This is a genomic window from Stutzerimonas kunmingensis (genome assembly GCF_002929225.1).
GTDB lineage: Bacteria > Pseudomonadota > Gammaproteobacteria > Pseudomonadales > Pseudomonadaceae > Stutzerimonas.
The window spans coordinates 429,347-450,306 of sequence record NZ_PISM01000022.1; the positions used below are offsets into that span (position 1 = coordinate 429,347).

18 protein-coding genes are annotated in these 20,960 nt (G+C 65.3%); 13 read left to right on the forward strand and 5 right to left on the reverse strand.

All coding sequences use genetic code 11. From position 1 onward, the window contains the following. Positions 1–64: 64 nt before the first annotated feature. The 8 genes from gudD (at position 65) to CW305_RS21270 (ending at position 9,521) form a co-directional block, all read left to right on the forward strand. Positions 65–1,405 carry a glucarate dehydratase gene (gene gudD / locus CW305_RS21235; protein WP_104098886.1) on the forward strand — a complete coding sequence of 447 codons (1,341 nt, stop codon included), beginning with the start codon at positions 65–67 and terminating at the stop codon, positions 1,403–1,405. Positions 1,406–1,541: 136 nt separating this feature from the next. Continuing rightward, entirely contained in the window at positions 1,542–3,095 is a 1,554-nt protein-coding gene (gene garD / locus CW305_RS21240) for a galactarate dehydratase (protein WP_104099123.1), read from the forward strand. A gap of 138 nt (positions 3,096–3,233) precedes the next feature. Further along, the gene (locus CW305_RS21245; protein ID WP_104098887.1) at positions 3,234–5,357 is read left to right on the forward strand and encodes a TonB-dependent siderophore receptor; all 2,124 of its coding nucleotides are present in this window, start codon (positions 3,234–3,236) and stop codon (positions 5,355–5,357) included. 49 nt (positions 5,358–5,406) lie between these two features. Then, complete coding sequence (locus CW305_RS21250) at positions 5,407–5,703, forward strand: DUF3649 domain-containing protein (protein WP_104098888.1); 297 nt, start codon at positions 5,407–5,409, stop codon at positions 5,701–5,703. Continuing rightward, positions 5,700–7,226: a PepSY-associated TM helix domain-containing protein gene (locus CW305_RS21255; RefSeq protein WP_104098889.1), complete on the forward strand. Its 1,527-nt coding sequence runs from the start codon at positions 5,700–5,702 to the stop codon at positions 7,224–7,226. The genes CW305_RS21250 and CW305_RS21255 overlap by 4 nt, the downstream gene beginning before the upstream one ends. A 2-nt stretch (positions 7,227–7,228) precedes the next feature. Continuing rightward, positions 7,229–7,552, forward strand: coding sequence for a DUF3325 family protein (locus CW305_RS21260; RefSeq protein WP_104098890.1), 324 nt, complete (start codon positions 7,229–7,231; stop codon positions 7,550–7,552). 43 nt (positions 7,553–7,595) lie between these two features. Beyond that, positions 7,596–8,522, forward strand: coding sequence for a 2-hydroxyacid dehydrogenase (locus CW305_RS21265; protein WP_041015825.1), 927 nt, complete (start codon positions 7,596–7,598; stop codon positions 8,520–8,522). A 108-nt stretch (positions 8,523–8,630) separates the two neighbouring features. Then, on the forward strand, positions 8,631–9,521 hold the full coding sequence (locus CW305_RS21270) for an aldose 1-epimerase (protein WP_104098891.1): 891 nt from the start codon (positions 8,631–8,633) through the stop codon (positions 9,519–9,521). An 84-nt stretch (positions 9,522–9,605) separates the two neighbouring features. On the opposite strand, the gene CW305_RS21275 is transcribed toward CW305_RS21270, so the two are convergent. The 4 genes from CW305_RS21275 to CW305_RS21290 form a co-directional block, all read right to left on the reverse strand. Next, entirely contained in the window at positions 9,606–10,877 is a 1,272-nt protein-coding gene (locus CW305_RS21275; protein ID WP_104098892.1) for an OprD family porin, read from the reverse strand. 274 nt (positions 10,878–11,151) lie between these two features. Next, positions 11,152–11,682 (reverse strand): LEA/WHy family protein, encoded by a 531-nt coding sequence (locus CW305_RS21280; RefSeq protein WP_104098893.1) that lies wholly within the window; start codon positions 11,680–11,682, stop codon positions 11,152–11,154. Continuing rightward, on the reverse strand, positions 11,683–12,441 hold the full coding sequence (locus CW305_RS21285; RefSeq protein WP_023445229.1) for a slipin family protein: 759 nt from the start codon (positions 12,439–12,441) through the stop codon (positions 11,683–11,685). After that, on the reverse strand, positions 12,431–13,810 hold the full coding sequence (locus CW305_RS21290; protein ID WP_104098894.1) for an NfeD family protein: 1,380 nt from the start codon (positions 13,808–13,810) through the stop codon (positions 12,431–12,433). Before CW305_RS21290 ends, CW305_RS21285 begins: the two co-directional genes overlap by 11 nt. 249 nt (positions 13,811–14,059) lie before the next feature. Here CW305_RS21290 and CW305_RS21295 point away from each other — a divergent pair, with 249 nt between their 5' ends. Beyond that, a complete protein-coding gene (locus CW305_RS21295) occupies positions 14,060–14,257 on the forward strand; it encodes a hypothetical protein (RefSeq protein WP_014818842.1) in 198 nt (65 codons plus the stop codon). On the opposite strand, the gene CW305_RS21300 is transcribed toward CW305_RS21295, so the two are convergent. Further along, on the reverse strand, positions 14,254–15,246 hold the full coding sequence (locus CW305_RS21300; protein WP_104098895.1) for an SDR family oxidoreductase: 993 nt from the start codon (positions 15,244–15,246) through the stop codon (positions 14,254–14,256). The two genes, CW305_RS21295 and CW305_RS21300, sit on opposite strands and share 4 nt — an antisense overlap. Positions 15,247–15,673: 427 nt before the next feature. Between CW305_RS21300 and CW305_RS21305 the strand changes: the two genes are divergently transcribed. From CW305_RS21305 to CW305_RS21320, 4 genes are all read left to right on the forward strand, one after another. Beyond that, positions 15,674–15,832 (forward strand): YqaE/Pmp3 family membrane protein, encoded by a 159-nt coding sequence (locus tag CW305_RS21305; protein ID WP_003282625.1) that lies wholly within the window; start codon positions 15,674–15,676, stop codon positions 15,830–15,832. Positions 15,833–16,019: 187 nt separating this feature from the next. Beyond that, positions 16,020–19,541, forward strand: a complete 3,522-nt coding sequence (locus tag CW305_RS21310) for a response regulator (protein WP_104098896.1) — start codon at positions 16,020–16,022, stop codon at positions 19,539–19,541. A gap of 1 nt (position 19,542) precedes the next feature. Continuing rightward, positions 19,543–20,361, forward strand: coding sequence for a CheR family methyltransferase (locus tag CW305_RS21315; protein WP_023445224.1), 819 nt, complete (start codon positions 19,543–19,545; stop codon positions 20,359–20,361). Next, on the forward strand, positions 20,358–20,960 hold the full coding sequence (locus CW305_RS21320) for a chemotaxis protein CheB (RefSeq protein WP_101275276.1): 603 nt from the start codon (positions 20,358–20,360) through the stop codon (positions 20,958–20,960). Before CW305_RS21315 ends, CW305_RS21320 begins: the two co-directional genes overlap by 4 nt.

A 20,960-nucleotide genomic window follows, 5' to 3' on the forward strand; every position in this document is an offset into this window, starting at 1 on the left:
CGAAACTGTGTAACGGCGCCCGCGCGGGCGCCGCATCCCCGACAAGAACAACAGAGGGACACCCATGACCATTGCCGCAACGGGCACACCCCGCATTACCGAACTCACCGTCGTGCCCGTCGCCGGGCAGGACAGCATGCTGATGAACCTGAGCGGCGCTCACGGGCCCTGGTTCACCCGCAACATCCTCATCCTCAAGGACAGCGCCGGGCATGTCGGCGTCGGCGAAGTGCCGGGCGGCGAAGCCATCCGCCAGACGCTGGAAGACGCCCGCGGCATGATGGTCGGCGAGCCCATCGGCCAATACAACGCCCTGCTCAACCGTGCGCGCCGCGCTTTCGCCGACCGCGATTCCGGCGGCCGCGGCCTGCAGACCTTCGACCTGCGCATCGCCATTCACGCCGTCACCGCACTGGAGTCGGCGCTGCTCGACCTGCTCGGCCAGCACCTTGAGGTGCCCGTCGCTGCACTGCTCGGCGACGGCCAGCAGCGCGATGAAGTGGAAATGCTCGGCTACCTGTTCTTCATCGGTGATCGCAACAAGACCGACCTCGGCTACCGCGACGAATCCGGCGCCGATGACGCCTGGTTCCGCCTGCGCAACGAGGAGGCGATGACCCCGCAGAGCATCGTCCGCCAGGCCGAGGCGGCCTACGAGCGCTACGGCTTCAAGGACTTCAAGCTCAAGGGCGGCGTGCTGCGCGGCGAAGAAGAAGTCGAGGCGATCCGCGCCCTGGCCGCGCGCTTCCCCGACGCCAGCGTGACGCTGGACCCCAACGGCGCCTGGTCGCTGGACGAAGCCATCGGCCTGTGTCGCGACCTGCACGGCGTGCTGGCCTATGCCGAAGACCCCTGTGGTGCCGAGAACGGCTATTCCGGTCGCGAAGTGATGGCCGAGTTCCGCCGCGCCACCGGCCTGCCGACTGCGACCAACATGATCGCCACCGACTGGCGGCAGATGAGTCACACCGTGCAGCTCAACTCGGTGGACATTCCGCTGGCCGACCCGCATTTCTGGACCATGGCCGGCTCCGTGCGCGTGGCGCAGATGTGCGCCGACTTCGGTCTGACCTGGGGCTCGCATTCGAACAACCACTTCGATATCTCCCTGGCGATGTTCACCCACGTCGCCGCCGCCGCACCGGGCCGCGTCACCGCCATCGACACCCACTGGATCTGGCAGGACGGCCAGCACCTGACCCTCAAGCCGCTGAAGGTCGTTGGCGGCAAGGTCGCGGTGCCACAGAAGCCGGGGCTGGGTGTCGAACTCGACTGGGATGCCTTGCGCAAGGCGCATGCGCTGTACAAGGAAAAAGGCCTCGGCGCCCGCGACGACGCCATCGCCATGCAGTACCTGATCCCCGACTGGACCTTCAACAACAAGAAGCCGTGCATGGTGCGCTGAGGCACGCTTGCCGGGCCGGCTCCGGTGGACGGCTTCGGCCGTCCATCCTACGAGGCGAGCCACGTGTATGGCACCCCCGGCGATCACCGAACAGAACAACAACCGGACCCTAACCGGAGCAGACATGAGCGAAACCGTGCAACTGATTCCCCACCAGGATTCCCCGCGCTGCATCCGCCTGCACGAGGCGGACAACGTCGCCGTGGTGGTCAATGACGGCGGCGTGCCGGTCGGCGCCCGATTCGAGGGCGGGCTGGTCACGGTCGAGGCCGTTCCGCAGAGCCACAAGGTCGCGCTCGTGGACATCGCTGAAGGTGAGCCGGTGCGCCGCTACGGGCAGATCATCGGCTATGCGCTCGAACCCCTGCGCCGTGGCGGCTGGGTCAAGGAAACCCAGTTGCGGATGCCCAGCGCGCCGCCGCTGGAAAGCCTGCCGCGTGCCACCGCCGTGCCGGCTGCGCTCGAGCCGCTCCAGGGCTACACCTTCGAGGGCTACCGCAATGCCGACGGCACCGTCGGCACGCGCAACATCCTCGGCATCAGCACCACGGTGCAGTGCGTCACCGGCGTGCTGGAACACGCGGTCAAGCGCATCCGCGACGAGCTGTTGCCGAAATACCCGAACGTCGACGACGTGGTCGCGCTGACCCACAGCTACGGCTGCGGTGTGGCGATCAACGCCCGCGACGCCTACATCCCCATCCGCACCGTGCGCAACCTGGCGCGCAACCCGAACCTCGGCGGCGAAGCGCTGGTCATCAGCCTCGGCTGCGAGAAGCTGCAGGCCGAACAGGTGATGCACGAGGACGATCCCTCGGTGGACCTGCGCGACCCCTGGCTGTACCGCCTGCAGGAGTCGAACAGCGGTTTCGGCGAGATGATCGAGCAGATCATGGCGCTGGCCGATACCCGGCTGAAAAAGCTCGACCAGCGCCGCCGTGAAACGGTACCGGCCAGTGAGCTGATCCTCGGCATGCAATGCGGCGGCAGCGACGCCTTCTCCGGCATCACCGCCAACCCGGCGCTGGGCTATGCGGCGGACCTGCTGGTGCGCGCCGGTGCCACGGTGATGTTCTCGGAGAACACCGAGGTGCGCGATGCGGTGTATATGCTCACCGCCCGCGCCGAAACGCCGGAAGTGGCCGATGCGCTGATCGCCGAGATGGACTGGTACGACCGCTACCTGGAGCGCGGCGCCGCCGACCGCAGCGCCAACACCACGCCGGGCAACAAGAAGGGCGGGCTGTCGAACATCGTCGAGAAGTCCCTGGGCTCCATCGTCAAATCCGGCAGCGGCGCCATCAACGGCGTGGTCGGGCCGGGTGAGCGGGTTGCGCGCAAAGGACTGATCTTCTGCGCCACCCCGGCCTCCGACTTCGTCTGCGGCACGCTGCAGCTGGCGGCCGGGATGAACCTGCACGTGTTCACCACCGGCCGCGGCACGCCGTACGGCCTGGCCATGGCGCCGGTGGTCAAGGTTGCGACGCGCACCGAGCTGGCCGAGCGCTGGCCAGACCTGATCGACATCGACGCCGGGCGCATCGCCAGTGGCCGCGCGAGCATCGAGGAACTCGGCTGGGAACTGTTCCACTATTACCTGGACGTCGCCAGCGGCCGCAAGCAGACCTGGGCCGAGCGCTATCGCTTGCACAATGACATCGTGCTGTTCAACCCGGCGCCCATCACCTGAGCTGGAGCGTTCCCGCTGCGTCGATCTCGCAGCGAGTGCTACTGCCCTGCAATCGTAGGAGATTGGCAACTTCTATCTTCTAAATGGGAACATTTATCAATATCATGCGCGTTCTCATCAAACAACAAGGTAGCACTCATGAGTCGCGTTGTCGCTTCGCCCCCGTTTTCGTTGCGCCCGCTGGTGTTGGGCCTGCCGGTGCTGGTCGCCTGCTTTGCTGTCGACGCTGAGGAAGCGGTCGAGCTGGAGGCACAACAGATCATTGCGCCACGTGCAGTCGAGCAGGGCAATGGCCCGGTCGAAGGGTACGTCGCCAAGCGCAGCATTGGCGCCACCAAGACCGACACACCGATCATCGAAACGCCGCAGTCGATCAGCGTGATCACCGCCGACCGCATCCGCGACCAGGGCTCGCTGACCATCCAGGACTCGCTGCGCTACGTCGCCGGCATGCGTGGCGAGGCTTATGGCCTGGACAGTCGCGGCGACTTCGCGCTGATCCGCGGCGTTGCCCCGACCATCTTCCTCGATGGCCTGCAGCAGAGCGTTGGCTACTACAACAACACGCGCACCGACCCCTTCACCCTGGAGCGCGTCGAAGTGATCAAGGGGCCATCGTCCATGCTCTATGGGCAGAGTTCGGTTGGCGGCTTGCTCAACTTCGTCAGCAAGCGTCCGCAGGCGGAACAGAAGAGCGAGCTGCAGCTGCAGTACGGCAGCTTCGACCGCAAGCAGATCGCCTTCGACAGCACCGGTCCGCTGGATGAAGACGGCACGTTGCTCTATCGCGTGGTGGCGATCCAGCGTGACAGCCAGACCCAGGTTGATCACACCAAGGACAACCGTCTGGTGTTCATGCCGTCATTGACCTGGCGCCCGAACGAGCAGTTCGAATGGACGCTGATGGCCAACGTGCAGAAAGACGATAGCGGCACAACCAGCTCCTTCCTGCCGCACCGCGGCACGGTGCTCGGTGCGCCCTACGGCGAGATTGGCAGCGAGCGCTTCGTCAGCGAACCCGGCTTCGACGAATATGACACCGAGCAGAAAGCACTGACCTCGCAGATGGCCTGGCGTGTCGACGACACCTGGACGCTGCGGCAGAACCTGCGCTGGCAGAAGAGCAAGGTCAGCTACCAGACCATGTATGGCTGGCCGCCGGTGCTCGGTGCCGACGACCGCACGGTCAATCGTGTCTGGTCCATTTCCAAGCCGGAGGTGACCATCTGGAGCGCCGACCATCAGGCCGAATCGCGCTTCGATACCGGCCCGCTGCAGCACACCGCGCTGGTCGGTATCGACTACCGGCACGCCGTCACCGATAGCAAGACCGCCCGCGGAACCGCCACCCCGCTGGATCTCTACGATCCGGTGTACGGCACCTTCGATCCATCCGGCATTACGCTTTCCGATGTCCCGCAGCAGCGCGTTGCGCAGCAGGGCCTCTATGTTCAGGACCAGATCCGTCTCGACAAGTGGCTGGCAACTCTGGGCCTGCGCAAGGACTGGGCTGACACCCGCGTCGAGCAGGGCACCCGGCAGAAGGACGATGCTGTGACCGGCCGGGTGGGCCTGACCTATCTGTTCGACAATGGGGTGGCGCCCTACATCAGCTACAGCGAGTCCTTCACGCCAATTATCGGGCTGGACAACTTCACTCAGCAGTCCTACAAGCCGCTCGAGGGCGAGCAGTGGGAGCTCGGTGTGAAGTACCAGCCGGCAGGCAGCAACACGCTGCTCACGGCCGCGGTGTTCGATCTGCGCGAGAAGAATCGCCAGATGCCGAACCCGGCGAACCCGCTCAGCACCATTCAGGCAGGCGAAGCGCGGGTCAAGGGACTGGAGCTGGAAGGGCTGGTGGAGATGAACTCGAACTGGGATCTGATCAGCACCTACACCTACCTCGACAGCGAAGTGGTCAAGGGACCGGTCGCCCAGCAGGGCAAGCGCATCGCCAGTGTGCCCGAAAACATGGCCTCGCTATGGTCGCAGCACCGCTTCAGCATCGCCGGCATCCCCGGCTTCAGCGCCGGCGCTGGCGTGCGTTACGTCGGTGCCAGCTGGGATGGCACCGACAGCCTGAAGACGCCGTCGACGACGCTGTTCGACGCCATGCTCGGCTACGCCTACCAGGACTGGGCGTTCACCCTCAACGCCACCAACCTGGAAGACGAGACCTACTACACCACCTGCCTGTCGCGTGGCGACTGCTTCACCGGCAACCGCCGCACCGTGGTGGCGACCGCGAGCTACAGCTTTTGAACGTCTCTGAGCCACGCGCCGCTTGCCGGCCTGCAAGGGAGGATTCGAGGTGAGTCGCAACGCATCCATCAACCGCTGGAACATCGCGTCGCGCGTGCTTGCGGCGCTGGTCGGCGGCTATGCGGTCGCCTACGCGGTGACCGCCTTTCTGGCGGTCTACCTGCCGCTGGCACGGCCTGATCGCGTGGTGTTTTCCAGCCTCGCCAGCTTTGCCGTGTGGACGGCGGTGGTGATCTACGTGTTCGCCGCCCGCAGTGCCACGCGGGTATGGCTGTTGATCGTCGGTGTGACCGCGGGGCTGTGTCTGGCCGCGTTCTTTTCCGGCGACTGGAGGGTTCGTCCATGAAACTGCGCCAAAGCATGGCCGGTTTGCACACCTGGGGTGGCCTGCTGCCGAGCTGGCTGCTGTTCGTGATCATCTTTGCCGGCACCGTCGCCTGCTTCGACAAGGAACTCACCCGCTGGATGCGCCCGGCGCTGCATGACGGCGTGGTATCCAGCCTCGGTGCGGACGATGTGCGTGGCTGGTTGCAGCAGAACGTCAGCGAGGAGTTGCATGCCTTCTGGATGCACGGCCCGACCGAGCGCGAGCCTTACTGGCGACTCGGTTGGGAAGTAGACGCCACCAAGACGATCCACAACATCGCCTTCGACCCGCGCAGTGCGCAGGCCGAGCCGATGCCGGAAACGCTGGGTGGCGAGTTCTTCTTCAAGCTGCACTACAACCTGCACGCCGGCGACATCGGCATGTATATCGTCGGCCTGGCCGGCATGTTCATGCTCGTCGCGCTGGTGTCGGGGGTGATCATTCACCGGCGCATCTTCAAGGACTTCTTCACCCTGCGGCCCAAGGCCAATGGCCAGCGAGCCTGGCTCGATGCGCACAATCTGTTCGGCGTGGTCGGTTTTCCGTTCCACCTGGTGCTGGCCTACACCGGCGTGGCGATCTTCGTCGCGTCCTACATGCCGGCCGCCGCGCAGGTGAGCTATTCCGGCAACGTCATGCAGTACTTTGGCGAGGTGATGGGCAGCTTCGAGCGCGAAGAGGTGGGCCAGCCGCCGCCGGCTCCGGTGTCCCTCGATGCGCTGATCGCCGAATCGCAGCGGCAGTGGGGCGGAGGCGAGGCAGGCTGGGTCAGCGTGCATCATCCCGATGATGCCTCGGCAGTGGTGGATGTCCGTCGCCGGGATCGTTCGCGGATTGGCTCGCCGCAGGACACCCTGAGTTATGACGCCGGCACTGGCGAGCTGCTCAACCGCCAGGACGCTTCGACTGGCTACAAGGCTTATCTTTGGCTGGCCGGCCTGCACATGGCGCAGTTCGGCGGCACCCTGGTGCGTCTGCTGTATCTGCTGATGGGGCTGGCCGGGTGCGCCATGCTGGTCGGCGGGCTGCAGGTTTGGCAGGCCAAGCGCGAACAGCGCGGCGACCGCAGCGTGATCTGGGTGCGCGCGCTGAACGCCTCGGTGTTCGCCGGCCTGCCGCTGGCCAGCCTGGCGCTGCTGTGGGGCAACCGGCTGATCCCGGCCGGTTACACCGAGCGTGCCGTGGCCGAAGGCTGGGTGTTCGCCGCTGCCTGGCTGCTGGTTGCGCTCTGGGCAGTGCTGCGGCGTCGGCAAGGCCGTCTTCTGCTGCGCGGACAACTGCTGCTCGGCGCGCTGCTTGCGCTCGGCCTGCCGATCATCAACGGGCTGACTACCGATGGCCACCTGATCGCCAGCCTCGGACGTGGCGACTGGGCCCTGGCATCGGTCGATCTGTTCATGATCGTCGCGGGACTGGTCTGTGCGGCCTGCGCCTGGCGCCTGAACGCAACGCCGGCTGCCGCTGCGGTGCGCGGTCGCTCAACCCGTGTGCAGGAGGCTTGACCATGCTGCTATTGGCATTCGCGCTGGCCTACCTGGGCATGACGCTGCTCTGCCTGACCATGAACCTCCACCGTGGTGCGCTGCTGCGCGCCGATACGCGCCTGCCGGGCCCGGCCATCATCCGTTCGCTGGCCGTTGGCTGCTTTGGCTTCGCGCTGTGGCTCGGCGTCAACAGCCAGGGCGGCGAGATTGGCACGGTCATCTGGCTGTGCCTGGTCATGCTCTCCGGCTTGCTGCTGGTGCTGCTGCTGGCCTGGCGTTCGCGCTGGGTACTGCCGGCGGTACCGCTGCTAGCGGCATGCGGGGTGGTGCAGACCGTGCTGTAAACAACCCATGGGCCGCGGCCCGCCAACGCGCAGAGGAATATCGATGAGCTGCATTCTCCAGATGGGCCCCTTGTCCGAGCGAGTCCAGCAACGCCTGAGCGGGCATGAGGTGCTGGCCTACTGGCAGGGCGACGCCGAAACGCTGCTCGCCGAGCATGCCGGGTGCATCGAGATCATGCTTACCTCTGCGCGCTTCGGCTGCCCTGCCTCGTTGATCGAACGGCTGCCCCGGTTGAAGGCGATCTGCAGTTTTGGCGTCGGCCATGACGCCATCGCCGTGCAAGCCGCCAGGGCGCGGGGCATTCCGGTGAGCAACACGCCGGATGTGCTCAACGAGTGCGTGGCAGATCTGGCCTTCGGCCTGATCATCGACAGCGCGCGACAGCTCGCCCTGGGCGACCGCTTCGTCCGCGAGGGGCGCTGGGCCGACGCTAACCTCCCACTCGGCCGTCGCGTCAGCGGCAAGCGCCTGGGCATCGTCGGGCTGGGCCGCATCGGCGAGGCGGTGGCCAAGCGCTCGGCGGGCTTCGACATGACCGTGCGTTATCACAATCGTCGGCCGGTGACCGGCAGCCCGTACGAGTACGAAGCGAACCTGCTGGAACTCGCGCGCTGGGCGGACTTTCTCGTGCTCAGCTGTCCCGGCGGGTCGCAGACGCAGAACCTCATCGACCGCGCAGTGCTCGACGCGCTGGGTGCCAAGGGCATCCTGATCAACGTCGCGCGCGGTTCGGTGGTGGACGAGCCGGCACTGGTCGCGGCACTGCAGGAGGGCCGGCTCGGCGGTGCCGGACTGGACGTCTTCGCCGACGAACCGAGGGTGCCGGCGGCTCTCTGCGAGCTGCCCAATGTCGTGCTGCTGCCGCACATTGGCAGCGCCACCCATGAAACCCGCGGCGCCATGGAGGATCTGCTGCTGGACAACCTCGACAGCTTTCTTCGCGAGGGACGGCTGCTGACGCCGGTCTGACTACGGCACTGCGCCGCTGGGTGGCGGCAGTTGGTCTACGCGAGAGATCGCAGCCTCATTCGCAAGCAACGTCGCTCCATCGCTGAGCGACCATCATCAGGAGCGCGCATGGCTTCCCTCGATGAAGTGCACCTCGCCCACGCCGGTTTCCGGCTCTCGGTCTGCCCGGCGCTGGGCGGCGCAATTACCCGTTTCGCCCTGGATGATTTCGACCTGCTACGCCCCTGGGATGGCAGCGAGCAGGTGCGTCGTACCAGTTGTTTCGTGCTGGCGCCGTACTCCAACCGTGTTGGTGGCGGCATGTTCCAGGCGGACGGCGAGTCGCACCGCTTGCGGCTGAATTCCGCGGAGCATGCCTTGCCGATTCACGGCGTGGGCTGGAAGCGCCCGTGGACACTGGCTGCGCAGGAGACCGACCGACTGCTGCTGACACTGCTGCATCGGGCCGAAGGCGATGCCCGGCAGGACTGGCCGTTCTCCTTCGAGCTGGAGCATGAGCTCGGGCTCGACGAGCAGGGCGCCTGGCTGCGGCTGGCGCTGATCAACCGCAGCGAGCGGGTGATGCCGGCCGGGCTCGGCTGGCACCCGTACTTCCCGCGCCATGCAGGCGTGACGCTGCGTTTCGCTGCCGAGCAGGTCTGGCTGAGTGACGATCAGCAGTTGCCGAGCGAGGCGGTGGACATACCGCCTCGCTGGGACTTCCGTCAGACGCGGGAGCTGGGCGAGCCCGAGCTGGATCACTGCTTCGCCGGTTGGGATACCACGGCAACCTTGCAGTGGCCGACGGCAGGCGTGCGGCTTGAGCTTGAGGCGGACCCGTCGATGACGCATCTGGTGGTCTATACGCCGCCGGCCGTGCAGGGCTTCTTCGCCGTGGAGCCGGTGTCCCATCGCAACAACGCGCTGAATGCGCCGGACCCGGCCAAGCATGGCGTGGTGCAGCTGCAGCCGGGCGGGCGACTGGAGCGCCGCTGCCGCCTGCGCGTCACGCGTCGCTGAAGGCAGACGAAAAAAGGCCCGTCAACTGACGGGCCAAAGAGTTACCGCAACCGGAGCGAGGAGGGTTGCGTACAGCGCTACCGCTTACAGCAGAGACAACGGGTAGTTGAAGATCAGGCGGTTCTCGTCGAACTCGGTGGAGCTGTAGTCGCGACGTATGCTGGAGTTGCGCCACTTGATGTTGAGGCTCTTGAACAGCCCGCTCTGCACCGTGTAGGCCAGCTCGGACTCGCGGCCCCATTCCTTGCCATCGTCCACGCCACCGGCCTCGATCTGATCGCCACTGATGTAGCGGTTCATGATGGTCAGGCCCGGAACGCCCATGCCGGCGAAGTTGTAGTCGTGGCGCAGCTGCCAGGAACGCTCGTTGGCGTTGTCGTAGGCGGAGTTGAACGAGTCGTTGGCGAGGGTACCGCCGCTGGTGCCGTTGACGCGCATCCAGCCGTTGTCGCCGCTGACCTTCTGCAGACCGACATAGAAGGTGTTGCCACCGACCTGCAGGCCGAACAGGCCGGAGTAGGTCTTGTTGTCCAGATCGCCAGCCAGCGCACTGCCTTCTTCCTTGCCGGTGAAGTAGCCGAGGTTGGCGGTCAGCGCCACGTCTTCGCCGAGCGGCTGGGTGTGCAGCAGCTGGAAGTAGTTCTGCTGGTAGATGTCTTCCAGGCGAGCATGCCAGGCGCCGACCTTGGTCTTCGCGCCCAGTTCGTACTCACCGCCGACGAAGTTGAAGCGATCTGAAGTGACGCCGCCGAAGCCTTGCAGGGACATGTCGTCCATGCTGCCGTCGTCACGCGGGCTGTTCTGCCGCATCTGGCCGCCATAGAGCGACAGGCCGTTGATTTCCTTGGAGGTGATCATGCCGCCCTGGAAGGTCTGCGGCAGCGAGCGACCGTCGTCCGAGCGCAGGATCGGCAGTACCACCATCCATTCGCCGACTCGCACCTCGGTTTCGGAGAACTTGGCCTTCGCTGCGACTGCCAGGCGCGCGAAGTCATCCGGCGGATGCCGGTCGCCGGGTGCGCCATGCACCGGCAGCAGGCCAGTGCCATAGGTACCGCCACCGCCATCGAGCTTGACCGCCAGCAGGCCCAGCGCGTCGACGCCGAAGCCCACCGGGCCGGGCGTGTAGCCGGATTGGAAATTGAGGATGAAGCTCTGCGTCCACTCTTCGCCCTTGCTCTGGGGGTAGTCGGAGTCGACGAAATTGCGGTTGATGTAGAAGTTGCGCAGGTTCAACGAAAAGTTCGCATCTTCGACGAAGCCTTCGGCTTGGGCGCCGGCAGTGAAGCCGAGCGATGCGAGGGTCATGCAGCCACCCGCGAACAGTGCGACGGACGAGGGTGTGTGTGGGGTCATTATTGTTGTGCTCCCTTGCTTGATGGGCCGCCCCGGTGTGGCCACCGTGGGGGCGGTGGTCTATGCCTGATCGGCAAGTCTAATGACGTCAGTTGTCATATGACTGCAGGGATTATGACGATGAGCACGTCGTTGTCAATGTCGCTGAAAGTCGAAGGTGTCCCGCATGCACACACCGCTATTTCAGGCTATAAGCCGAATTCGAGGCGAAAGGAGGAGATTTTTAGCGCGTCGAGGAAGCAGAGGCGCCGCTCGTACAGCGCCTAGGGAATCCTCATGGTTTTGGTAGTGATCGTATGACTCGGGGGCGCTGGTAGGGAGAGCCTGTTACCGGCGACAAGTCGAATGTGCCCTTCTCGACGAAGCGCTGGGTGCCGAACAGGCCACCTGCAAGCTTGCCACGCAACACATAGGGCACTTCATCGAGACCGATGTGTTCCGCCAGTCCGAGTGCCTGGCGCGCGGCCGAGAAGGCGGAAATGGTCACCGGCACGCTGAGCACGCTCTCGCCGAAACGCGGCACCGTGCCGCGCTGGTCGCTGACGCCACTGGCCAGCCGGCGACCGTTAACCTCCAGGTCCAGCGCGACGCCGTTGTAGTCGATGGCGCCATCGTTGGGGTTCTGCAGGCGCAGCTTGACCATGAAGCGCACCTCCAGCCCTTCGCCTTGCAGCGGCTGGATGCCGGCGACCTGAACGTTGAGCGGGTCGCGCGGTGAAAATGCCGTGCAGGCGCCCAGCGCCGAGGCAAGCAGGGCGATCAACAGCAGCCGCAGTGGTCGGTGAAACGTGGGGAATATGTGCACTCAGGGTTTCCTGTCGAGGTTCTTGATCCCCTGCAGCAGCTCGATGGGCAGCGGGAAGACGATGGTAGAGCTCTTGTCACCGGCGATGTTGCTCAGTGTCTGCATGTAGCGCAGCTGCATGGCGCCCGATTGCCGGCCAAGCATCTCGGCGGCCTGCATGAGTTTCTCCGACGCCTGCAGTTCGCCCTCCGCATGAATGACCTTCGCCCGCCGCTCGCGTTCCGCCTCGGCCTGCCGGGCGATGGCGCGGATCATTGATTCATCGAGGTCGACGTGCTTGATCTCGACGTTGGCCACCTTGATCCCCCAGGCATCGGTCTGCGCATCGAGCACCTGCTGGATGTCGCTGTTGAGCCGCTCGCGCTCGGCCAGCATGTCGTCCAGTTCGTGCTTGCCGAGCACCGCACGCAGGGTGGTTTGCGCCAGCTGGCTGGTCGCCGAGTGGTAGTCCTCGACCTGGATGATCGCCTTCTGCGCGTCCAGCACGCGGTAATACACCACCGCGTTGACCTTCACCGAGACGTTGTCGCGGGAGATCACGTCCTGGGTCGGCACGTCGAGCACCAGCGTGCGCAGATCGACCCGTACCATCTGCTGGATGCCAGGAATCACCAGGATCAACCCTGGTCCCTTGACCTTCCAGAAGCGGCCGAGCATGAACACCACGCCGCGTTCGTATTCGCGCAGGATGCGAAAGGTCGAAGCCAGCAGGCCGAACAGCAGCACCAGCAACACCAGAAAACTCATTTCATAGCCCATGGTTCAGCTCCTCTTGATGGGTGGATGGCTGTGCGGTGACCTCCAGTTGCAGGCCGTGTCGGGCGATCACCCGTACCTGCTGGCCGGCCTGCAGCGGTGAGGCGCTGTGCACCTGCCAGTTCTCGCCCTGCAGGTGCAGCCAGCCACTGTGGGAATCCTGTACCGAGACCGAGGTGATCTGCGCGACGCTGCCGATCAGCTCGCTGTCGCCGCCGACCAGGCGCTGCCGTCGCGCCTTCAGCGCCATGGCGACGATGCCGAACACCAGCAGTGCGCTGACCATGCCCAGCGGCACGATCAGGCTCAGCGGAATGCCGAAACCCGGCACCTCGGTATCGATGAGGATCACCGCGCCAGCGACGAACGCGGCCACGCCGCCGATGCCGAGCACCCCGAAGCTCGGCAGGAACGCTTCGGCGACCATGAAAGCGATGCCGAGCAGGATCAGCGCCACGCCGGCGTAGTTCACCGGCAGCAGCTGCAGCGAATACAGCGCCAGGATCAGACAGATGCCGCCGAGCACGCCGCCGGCGCCGATGCCGGGGTTGGAGAATTCGAGGATCAGCCCGTAGATGCCGATCATCATCAGGATCAGCGCCACGCTGGGGTTGGTGATCACCGCCAGCAGGCGCACCCGCCAGTCGGGTGCGTGCTCGATGAGCGGGGCGTCTGCGGTGCTTAGCGTGGCGTCACCCTCGACGGTGGTGAGGGTTTTGCCGTCGAGCTGGCGCAGCAGGTCGGCAACATCGCGCGCCAGGTAGTCGATCACCTTCTGTTCCAGCGCTTCGCTCGCCGACAGGCTGACCGCCTCGCGCACGGCCTGCTCGGCCCACTCGGCATTGCGTCCGCGCAACTGGGCCAGGCCGCGGATATAGGCGGCGGCGTCGTTGACCTGTTTGCGGCTCATGGCGTCGCCGGGGGGCTTGGATGGCTCGTCCTGCTTGCCTTGCGGCTGCTCGGGCGGTGCGCCGGGCATGCCACCGATCTGCACCGGCGTCGCCGCGCCAAGGTTGGTGCCCGGCGCCATCGCCGCGACATGGCTGGCGTAGAGCATGTAGGTGCCGGCGCTGGCGGCCCGGGCGCCACTGGGGGTGACGTAGGTGGCGACTGGGATCGGGCTGGCGAGGATCGCCTTGATGATCGCGCGCATCGACGTGTCCAGCCCGCCGGGGGTGTCCAATTCCAGCACTACCAGCTGTGCCTCCTCGTGACGGGCATGTTCGAGGCCGCGCAGCAGGTAGTCGGCGCTGGCCGGGCCGATTGCGCCGTCGACCCGCAGCAGCGTGACCGGCGCCGCAGCCAGTGCGGGGCCAGCCAGCAACAGCAGCAAGGCCAGCGACCAGCGCAGCAGGCGCATGGAGCGGAGCATGGCGCTCTCCTCGGGCAGTGCAGGATACTGCCGGTCATTTCAGCGTAGACGACGGCTGCTCGCGCGCCGATTGCTGCGCGAGTGTGTCGCGGTGCGGCGCAATCGCTGAACTCTGCTCGGTGTTAACACCTCACAGGTGCAGAGGGATGGTTGTCCGTCGCCTGCAGAAAGAGGAGATATGCCAATGATTCCTTGCCCCGACAAGCGCTCCGCGCCCGTATCGAGAAGCCGGCAGGATGGGCTGCGCTGATGCCCGCACCGCGCAGCAAGACCGTGGAGAAGATGATGGGCGCCGTGCGCTGGATCGGCTTCGCCGCCTGCTCGCTGGCGGCCGTCGGCTATGCCGCCATCGGCAACTACAACATGACCGGTGCGATGCTGGCGCTGGCCGTGCTGTCCTGGCTCAACATTCGTCGCAAGCGTTCGCCGCGGCCGCCTGAGCGCTAGCGTCGGCCTCGGCCCAATGCCCAACCCGCACCCAATGCCAGCAGGGCGCCGGCGCCCAGGGCCAGCTTGCCTACATTCGCCGCGCTGATGGTCAGCGCATGTGACTGCGCCTGATCGCCGAAGCGGCCGTCGGTCGAGTGCAGGCCTTCGACTGGCTCGAAGAGGTTGTCCGGGCGTTTTTCCGCCACGCGTTCGGGCACCAGCTGTCCGTCCCAGGCCTGCCGCGCGAGCATGCGATCGAGCAAACCGGGCATGAACAGCGTGCCGATGATCGCCTTCAGGCTGGCCGTGCCGACCCACAGCTCCCGGGGTGCGTCACGGGCCGCACGAAGGATGGCCCGCGCCGCGACTTCCGGTGTGTGGATCGGCGGCACCGGCTGCGCGCGCCAGCCGATCTTGTTGCGTGCCCAATCGAACTGCGGCGTGTTGTGCGCCGGCAGCTGAACCATGCTCAGGCGAATGGCGCTGTTGTCGTGGATCAGCTCACAACGCAGCGAATCGATAAAGCCGCGAATGGCGAACTTGGCGCCGCAATAGGCCGACTGCAAGGGGATGGCGCGGTAGGCCAGTGCCGAGCCGACCTGGACGATGGTGCCGCTGTTGCGTGGGCGCATGTGGCGCAGCGCAGCCAGCGTGCCGTGCACGCTGCCGAGGTAGGTCACCTCGGTGACGCGGCGGATTTCCTCGGCGGTCAGGGACGCGAAGGGGCCGAACACTGTCGCCATCGCCGCGTTGACCCAGACATCGATCGGCCCCAGCTCCGACTCGATGCGGCTGGCCGCGGCATCCAGCGCCTTGGCATCGGCGACATCGGCGGAGATCGCCAGCACCGTCGCGCCCAGTGCTTCGAGTTGATCGCGGGTGTCGCGCAGGCCCTGTTCCCCCCGGGCGATCAGCGCGACCCGGTAGCCGGCCGTGGCAAAGGCCTCGGCGGTCGCGCGGCCGACGCCAGCGGTTGCGCCGCAGATCACCGCGATTGGTTCTGGCATGAGAAGTCCTCTGATCGTTGCAGTTGGCGGTCGCGCTCGGCGGCCCGCGGTCTGCTTAGACGACCCGTGCGGGCATGGGGGAGTTCGGATGAGCTCGAGCGAAATGCGCGGCTATCGACCAATGGCCAATGGCGTCTACGCCTTTCGTCTGAGATTGTTAGCAGGCTAAGCGATACGCTTGGCGCCGCCCCTTGGCTCAAAAGGCGAAGCGGCATGACGCAACGATGCCCACGTGAAAGACGGGCTGCGTCTTCCCCCTCCGTGCATCTAACCGATGCCCTCGGCGGCTTATCCGGTCGCCCTCGGACTTCAGCCCGCTGCCCCTCGGCAGCGGCGCTCCGCCAGCAGCGTGGAAGGAACCCCTCTGCGCTGTTCCGGTCGATTCAGGTAAGCCGCATATGGCCACACTTACCTGACGGAGACCATGATGGACCTCATCCGCATCATTATCGCGATACTGCTGCCACCGCTTGGCGTGTTCCTCCAGGTAGGGTTCGCCGGCGCGTTCTGGCTCAACATCCTGCTCACCTTGCTCGGCTATATCCCCGGCATCATCCACGCGGTCTGGATCATCGCTCGCCGTTGATCGTCAGCGGCCCGGCTCGACCGGGCTGCTTTTGAACTCCTTCCCCTGGCCGTGTAGAGTCGCGCTTCCTGCGCTACGGAACCAATCACGCGCGAAACACTCAAGAAAACGCCGCTAACCGAGCGCGATCGCCCGTGGGTGACGCCTGCGCTTAGCCGCCCGCGCCAGGTATACGGAAAGGAAACCAATGAGCGAGTCCTTCATCGATCAGAGCAATTTCAGGCGAATACTCAACCGCAACGTGGCCGTGCCACTGGGGTTCGGCTTTCTCAGCGCCTTCTTCTTCAGCGCCATCGTGTATTACCTGCTGAGCGTGAGCCAATGGGTCGAGCGTTCGGTTCAGGGCGTGGCCTACGCCCACGAGGCGCAGAAGATGCTCAACGACATCGAGTCCTCGATGCGTGGCTACCTGATTGCCGGGGAGGCGCGCTTCCTCGAGCCCTATGAGCGCGAGCTGCCGCTGTTCGAAGAGCAGGTGGAGCTGATGCGCAAGTACGCCGCCGAGGACGCCGAGCAGCTCGAACGCATCGAGCGCCTCGTCATGCTGCATAGCCAATGGCTGGTCTTTGCCGAGGATCTGATTGGCCAACGCGGCCAGGGGCTTTCGATTATCGAAGAGGTGCAGAGCAAGCGCGGACTCGAGCTGAAAGAGGACCAACGCCGGCTGCTCAACGATTTCATCGCCCGCGAGCGTCAGCTGCGCAGCGAGCGCACCGACGTTTCGGAAGTGATCACCACCGCGCTGATCGGCGGCTTCCTGCTGTTCAGCCTGATCTTCAGCGGCCTGCTGGTATACCTCGGTCGTCGTGACCTGACCTCGCTGTCGGAGAGCTACTCGCAGTCGCTGCAGCGCCAGCAGGCCCATGCCGAGGCGCTTGAGCAGCAGGCCTGGTACCGCACCGGGCAGACCCAGCTCAGCGACTCCATCATCGGCGAGCTGGCCCTGCCGGCGCTCGGCCAGGGTGTGCTGAATTTTCTTTCGCGCTACATCGATGCGGCGGTCGGCGCGCTCTACGTGGTGCAGGACGGCAAGCTGCAGCGCGTCGCCGAATATGCCTACGACCCCGATCATCTGCAGAGTGCGCGCACGCTGGACATCGGCAACGGCCTGGTCGGCCAGGCCGCGCTGGAGCGGCGGGTGATGGCGCTCGAAGACCTGCCGGCAGATTACCTCAAGGTGACCTCCGGGCTGGGCAACATGGTGCCGCGCTCGGTACTCATCGTGCCGGTGGAAGACAGCGGCATGCTCAACGGTGTGATCGAGCTGGGCTTCCTGCGGCCGCTGCGCGAGCAGGACAGCGAGCTGCTGCGGCGCATCGTCCCCAGCATCGGTTCGGCCATCGAGGCAGCGCGCTATCGCCAGCGCCTGCAGAAGGTGCTGGCCGAAACCCAGCAGCTCAACGAGGAGCTGCAGGTGCAGCAGGAAGAACTGCGCGCCGCCAACGAGGAGCTGGAAGAGCAGTCCAACGCCCTGCGCGAGTCCCAGGCGCACATGGAAGAGCAGCAGGCCGAGCTGGAGCAGACCAACGAGCAGTTGGCCGAGCAGACCGAAGAGCTGGCCCGCCAGCGCGACCAGATGGACGAGAAGAATCAGCGCCTGAACGAGGTACAGCTGATGCTCGAACAGCGCGCTGACGAATTGCAGCGCGCCAGCCGCTACAAGTCCGAATTCCTTGCCAACATGTCCCACGAGCTGCGCACGCCACTGAACAGCTCGCTGATCCTGGCCAAGCTGCTGGCCGACAACCCCGAGGGCAACCTCAGCGACGATCAGGTGCAGTTCGCCCGCTCCATCTATTCGGCTGGCAACGATCTGCTCACCCTGATCAACGACATTCTCGACATCTCCAAGGTGGAAGCCGGCAAGCTCGAGGTGCATCCCGAGTTGACCATCCTCACCCGCCTGGTCGACGGCATGAAGAATCTGTTCCTGCCGCTGGCCATGGAGAAATCCCTGCAGTTCAGCGTGGAGCTTGCCGATGACCTGCCGGCCAGCCTGTTCAGCGATCGCCAGCGCCTGGAGCAGATCATCAAGAACCTGCTGGCCAATGCCTTCAAGTTCACCGAGAAAGGCTCGGTGACGCTGCGTGTCGAACCGCGCGACGACGACCTGCTGGCCTTCGCCGTGCGCGACACCGGCATCGGCATCGCCCAGGAGCAGCAGGCGGCGATCTTCGAGGCATTCCGCCAGGCCGACGGCACCACCAACCGCCGTTACGGTGGCACCGGTCTGGGCCTGTCGATCTCCCGCGAGCTGGCCAATCTGCTCGGGGGAGAAATCGAAGTGCAGAGCCAGCCGGGCGCCGGCAGCACTTTTACCCTGGTCGTGCCGCAGAACTACAGCGAAGCGCTCGTCGCCGCGCCGGTGATGCAGGAGCCAAGTCGCCAGCCGGAGCCGAGCAGCAAACCGGCGCTTGTGCCGAGCAAAGCGCCGATCCGTCACGACGAGCGTGAGCTGCTCAATCGTGCCGCCGTCGCGCCGCAGGCGCGCCTGGCCGATGACCGCGACAGGTTCCCGTTCAAGGAGCGCTGCGTGCTGGTGATCGAGGACGAGCCGCAGTTCGCGCGCATCCTCCACGATCTCGCGCATGAGCTGCAGTACAGCTGCCTGCTGGCGCAGAACGCCGACGATGGCTTCGATACCGCGGTGCAGTACAAGCCGGACGCGATCCTGCTCGACATGCGCCTGCCGGATCACTCCGGCCTGACGGTGCTCGAACGGCTTAAGGAGAACCCCGCGACCCGGCATATCCCGGTGCACGTGGTATCGGTGGAGGATCGCAAGGAAGCGGCCCTGCAGATGGGCGCGGTGGGCTACGCGATGAAGCCGACCACCCGCGAAGAACTCAAGGACGTCTTCAGCCGGCTGGAGGCCAAGCTGGCGCAGAAGGTCAAGCGCATCCTGCTGGTCGAGGACGACGCGCTGCAACGCGAGAGCATGTCGCGGCTGATCGAGGACGTCGACATCGAGATCACCGCCGTCGAGTTCGGTGCCCAGGCGCTCGAACTGCTGCGCGACACGGTGTTCGACTGCATGATCATCGACCTCAAGCTGCCGGACATGGACGGCAGCGAACTGCTCGAGCGCATGGCCAAGGAGGACATCTGCTCCTTCCCGCCGGTGATCGTCTACACCGGGCGCAACCTGACCCGCGACGAGGAGGCGGCGCTGCTCAAGTACTCGCGCTCGATCATCATCAAGGGCGCGCGCTCGCCGGAGCGCCTGCTCGATGAAGTGACGCTGTTCCTGCACAAGGTCGAGTCGGACATGCCGCCGGAGCGGCAGAAGATGCTGAAAAGCGCGCGCAGCCGCGAGAAGGCCTTCGAGGGCCGCAAGATCCTGGTGGTGGACGACGACGTGCGCAACGTCTTCGCCCTGACCAGCGCGCTGGAGCAGAAGGGCGCGCTGGTGGAGATCGCCCGCAACGGCCTGGAGGCCATCGACAAGCTGCAGCACGATGCCGGCATCGACCTGGTGCTGATGGACATCATGATGCCGGAGATGGATGGCTTCACCGCCATGCAGGAAATCCGCAAGGATGCCCGCTTCGCCAAGCTGCCGATCATCGCGGTGACCGCCAAGGCGATGAAGGATGATCAGGACCGCTGCCTGCGTTCGGGCGCCAATGATTACCTGGCCAAACCCATCGACCTCGACCGGCTGTTCTCGCTGATCCGCGTCTGGCTGCCGAAAGTGGAGCTGCTGTGAAATGGGCGACCGTAACGTCGAGATCGAACTCAAGCTGCTGATCGAGGCGATCTACCTCAAGTACAGCTATGACTTCCGTGACTACTCCGGCGCTTCGCTCAAGCGCCGGGTATTGCTGGCGTTGAAGCAGTTGCAGTGCGAGAGCATCTCGGCCTTGCAGCGCAAGATCCTCTATGACCCGCAGGCCTTCATGGACCTGCTGCAGTACCTCACCATCCCGGTCAGCGAGATGTTCCGCGATCCCGGCTATTTCCGCGCGCTGCGGGAACAGGTGGTGCCGGTGCTGCGCACCTATCCGTCGCTGAAGATTTGGATCGCCGGCTGCAGCACCGGCGAAGAGGTCTACTCGATGGCCATCCTGCTCAAGGAAGAGGGGCTGCTCGAGCGCTCGATCATCTACGCTACCGACATCAACCCGCGTTCGCTGGAGCAGGCGCGCCAGGGCATCTTCGCCATCGACCACCTGCGCCAGTACACGGCGAACTACCAGCAGGCCGGCGGCACGCGCAGTTTTTCCGACTACTACACCGCGGCGTACGACTCGGCGATCATGGACAAATCGCTGAAAGAAACGGTTACGTTTGCCGACCATAGCCTGGCCACCGATAGCGTATTTTCCGAAACGCATTTGATCTCCTGCCGCAACGTGCTGATCTATTTCAACAAGCCGCTGCAGGACCGCGCCTTCGGTCTGTTCCACGAATCGCTCTGCCACCGCGGATTTCTTGGTCTGGGGAGCAAGGAAACGGTCGAGTTCTCCGGCTACGCCGGTTGCTACGAGCCGTTCAACAAATCGGAAAGGATCTTCCGCAAGTCATGAGCAGCTCCGCGCAGGCGATTCTGCAGATCCGCCGCCAGCCGCCGATAGAGGCCGTGGTGATCGGAGCCTCGGCAGGTGGACTCGAAGCACTGGGGATAGTGCTCGAAGGCCTGCCGAGCGGTTTTCGCTTGCCGATCCTGGTGGTCCAGCACGTGCCGGCCAATGGCCCGACGCATCTGGCCGAGATATTCGGACGCAGAACCCGGCTGCTGGTCAAGGAAGCCGACGACAAGGACCAGTTACGCTGCGGAATGCTGTACTTTGCCGCACCCGGCTACCACCTGCTGGTCGAGAGCGACCGAAGCCTGTCCCTGAGCCAGGACGATGCGGTGCATTTTTCCCGTCCGTCGATCGACGTGCTGTTCGAATCGGCGGCCGATGTCTGGGGGCCGCAGGTTGCGGGTTTCCTGCTGACCGGCGCCAACGAGGATGGCGCCGCCGGCCTCGAGGCGATCCACCGCGGCGGCGGGTTGACCGTGATTCAGGACCCCGTCGAAGCGGCCGTACCAACCATGCCTCGCGCCGCCCTGCGGCGCTTCGCGCCGGATTACATCTTGCCCCTACGCGACATTCACCGATTGTTGCGAGAACTGGAGTGA

Bases quoted from the DNA above. Each gene is read 5' to 3' on its own strand.
- gudD (WP_104098886.1), top strand. From the start codon at position 65: ATGACCATTGCCGCAACGGGCACACCCCGCATTACCGAACTCACCGTC.
- CW305_RS21245 (WP_104098887.1), top strand. From the start codon at position 3,234: ATGAGTCGCGTTGTCGCTTCGCCCCCGTTTTCGTTGCGCCCGCTGGTG.
- CW305_RS21255 (WP_104098889.1), top strand. From the start codon at position 5,700: ATGAAACTGCGCCAAAGCATGGCCGGTTTGCACACCTGGGGTGGCCTG.
- CW305_RS21260 (WP_104098890.1), top strand. From the start codon at position 7,229: ATGCTGCTATTGGCATTCGCGCTGGCCTACCTGGGCATGACGCTGCTC.
- CW305_RS21265 (WP_041015825.1), top strand. From the start codon at position 7,596: ATGAGCTGCATTCTCCAGATGGGCCCCTTGTCCGAGCGAGTCCAGCAA.
- CW305_RS21270 (WP_104098891.1), top strand. From the start codon at position 8,631: ATGGCTTCCCTCGATGAAGTGCACCTCGCCCACGCCGGTTTCCGGCTC.
- CW305_RS21275 (WP_104098892.1), bottom strand. From the start codon at position 10,877: ATGACCCCACACACACCCTCGTCCGTCGCACTGTTCGCGGGTGGCTGC.
- CW305_RS21285 (WP_023445229.1), bottom strand. From the start codon at position 12,441: ATGGGCTATGAAATGAGTTTTCTGGTGTTGCTGGTGCTGCTGTTCGGC.
- CW305_RS21290 (WP_104098894.1), bottom strand. From the start codon at position 13,810: ATGCTCCGCTCCATGCGCCTGCTGCGCTGGTCGCTGGCCTTGCTGCTG.
- CW305_RS21295 (WP_014818842.1), top strand. From the start codon at position 14,060: ATGCCCGCACCGCGCAGCAAGACCGTGGAGAAGATGATGGGCGCCGTG.
- CW305_RS21300 (WP_104098895.1), bottom strand. From the start codon at position 15,246: ATGCCAGAACCAATCGCGGTGATCTGCGGCGCAACCGCTGGCGTCGGC.
- CW305_RS21305 (WP_003282625.1), top strand. From the start codon at position 15,674: ATGGACCTCATCCGCATCATTATCGCGATACTGCTGCCACCGCTTGGC.
- CW305_RS21310 (WP_104098896.1), top strand. From the start codon at position 16,020: ATGAGCGAGTCCTTCATCGATCAGAGCAATTTCAGGCGAATACTCAAC.
- CW305_RS21315 (WP_023445224.1), top strand. From the start codon at position 19,543: ATGGGCGACCGTAACGTCGAGATCGAACTCAAGCTGCTGATCGAGGCG.
- CW305_RS21320 (WP_101275276.1), top strand. From the start codon at position 20,358: ATGAGCAGCTCCGCGCAGGCGATTCTGCAGATCCGCCGCCAGCCGCCG.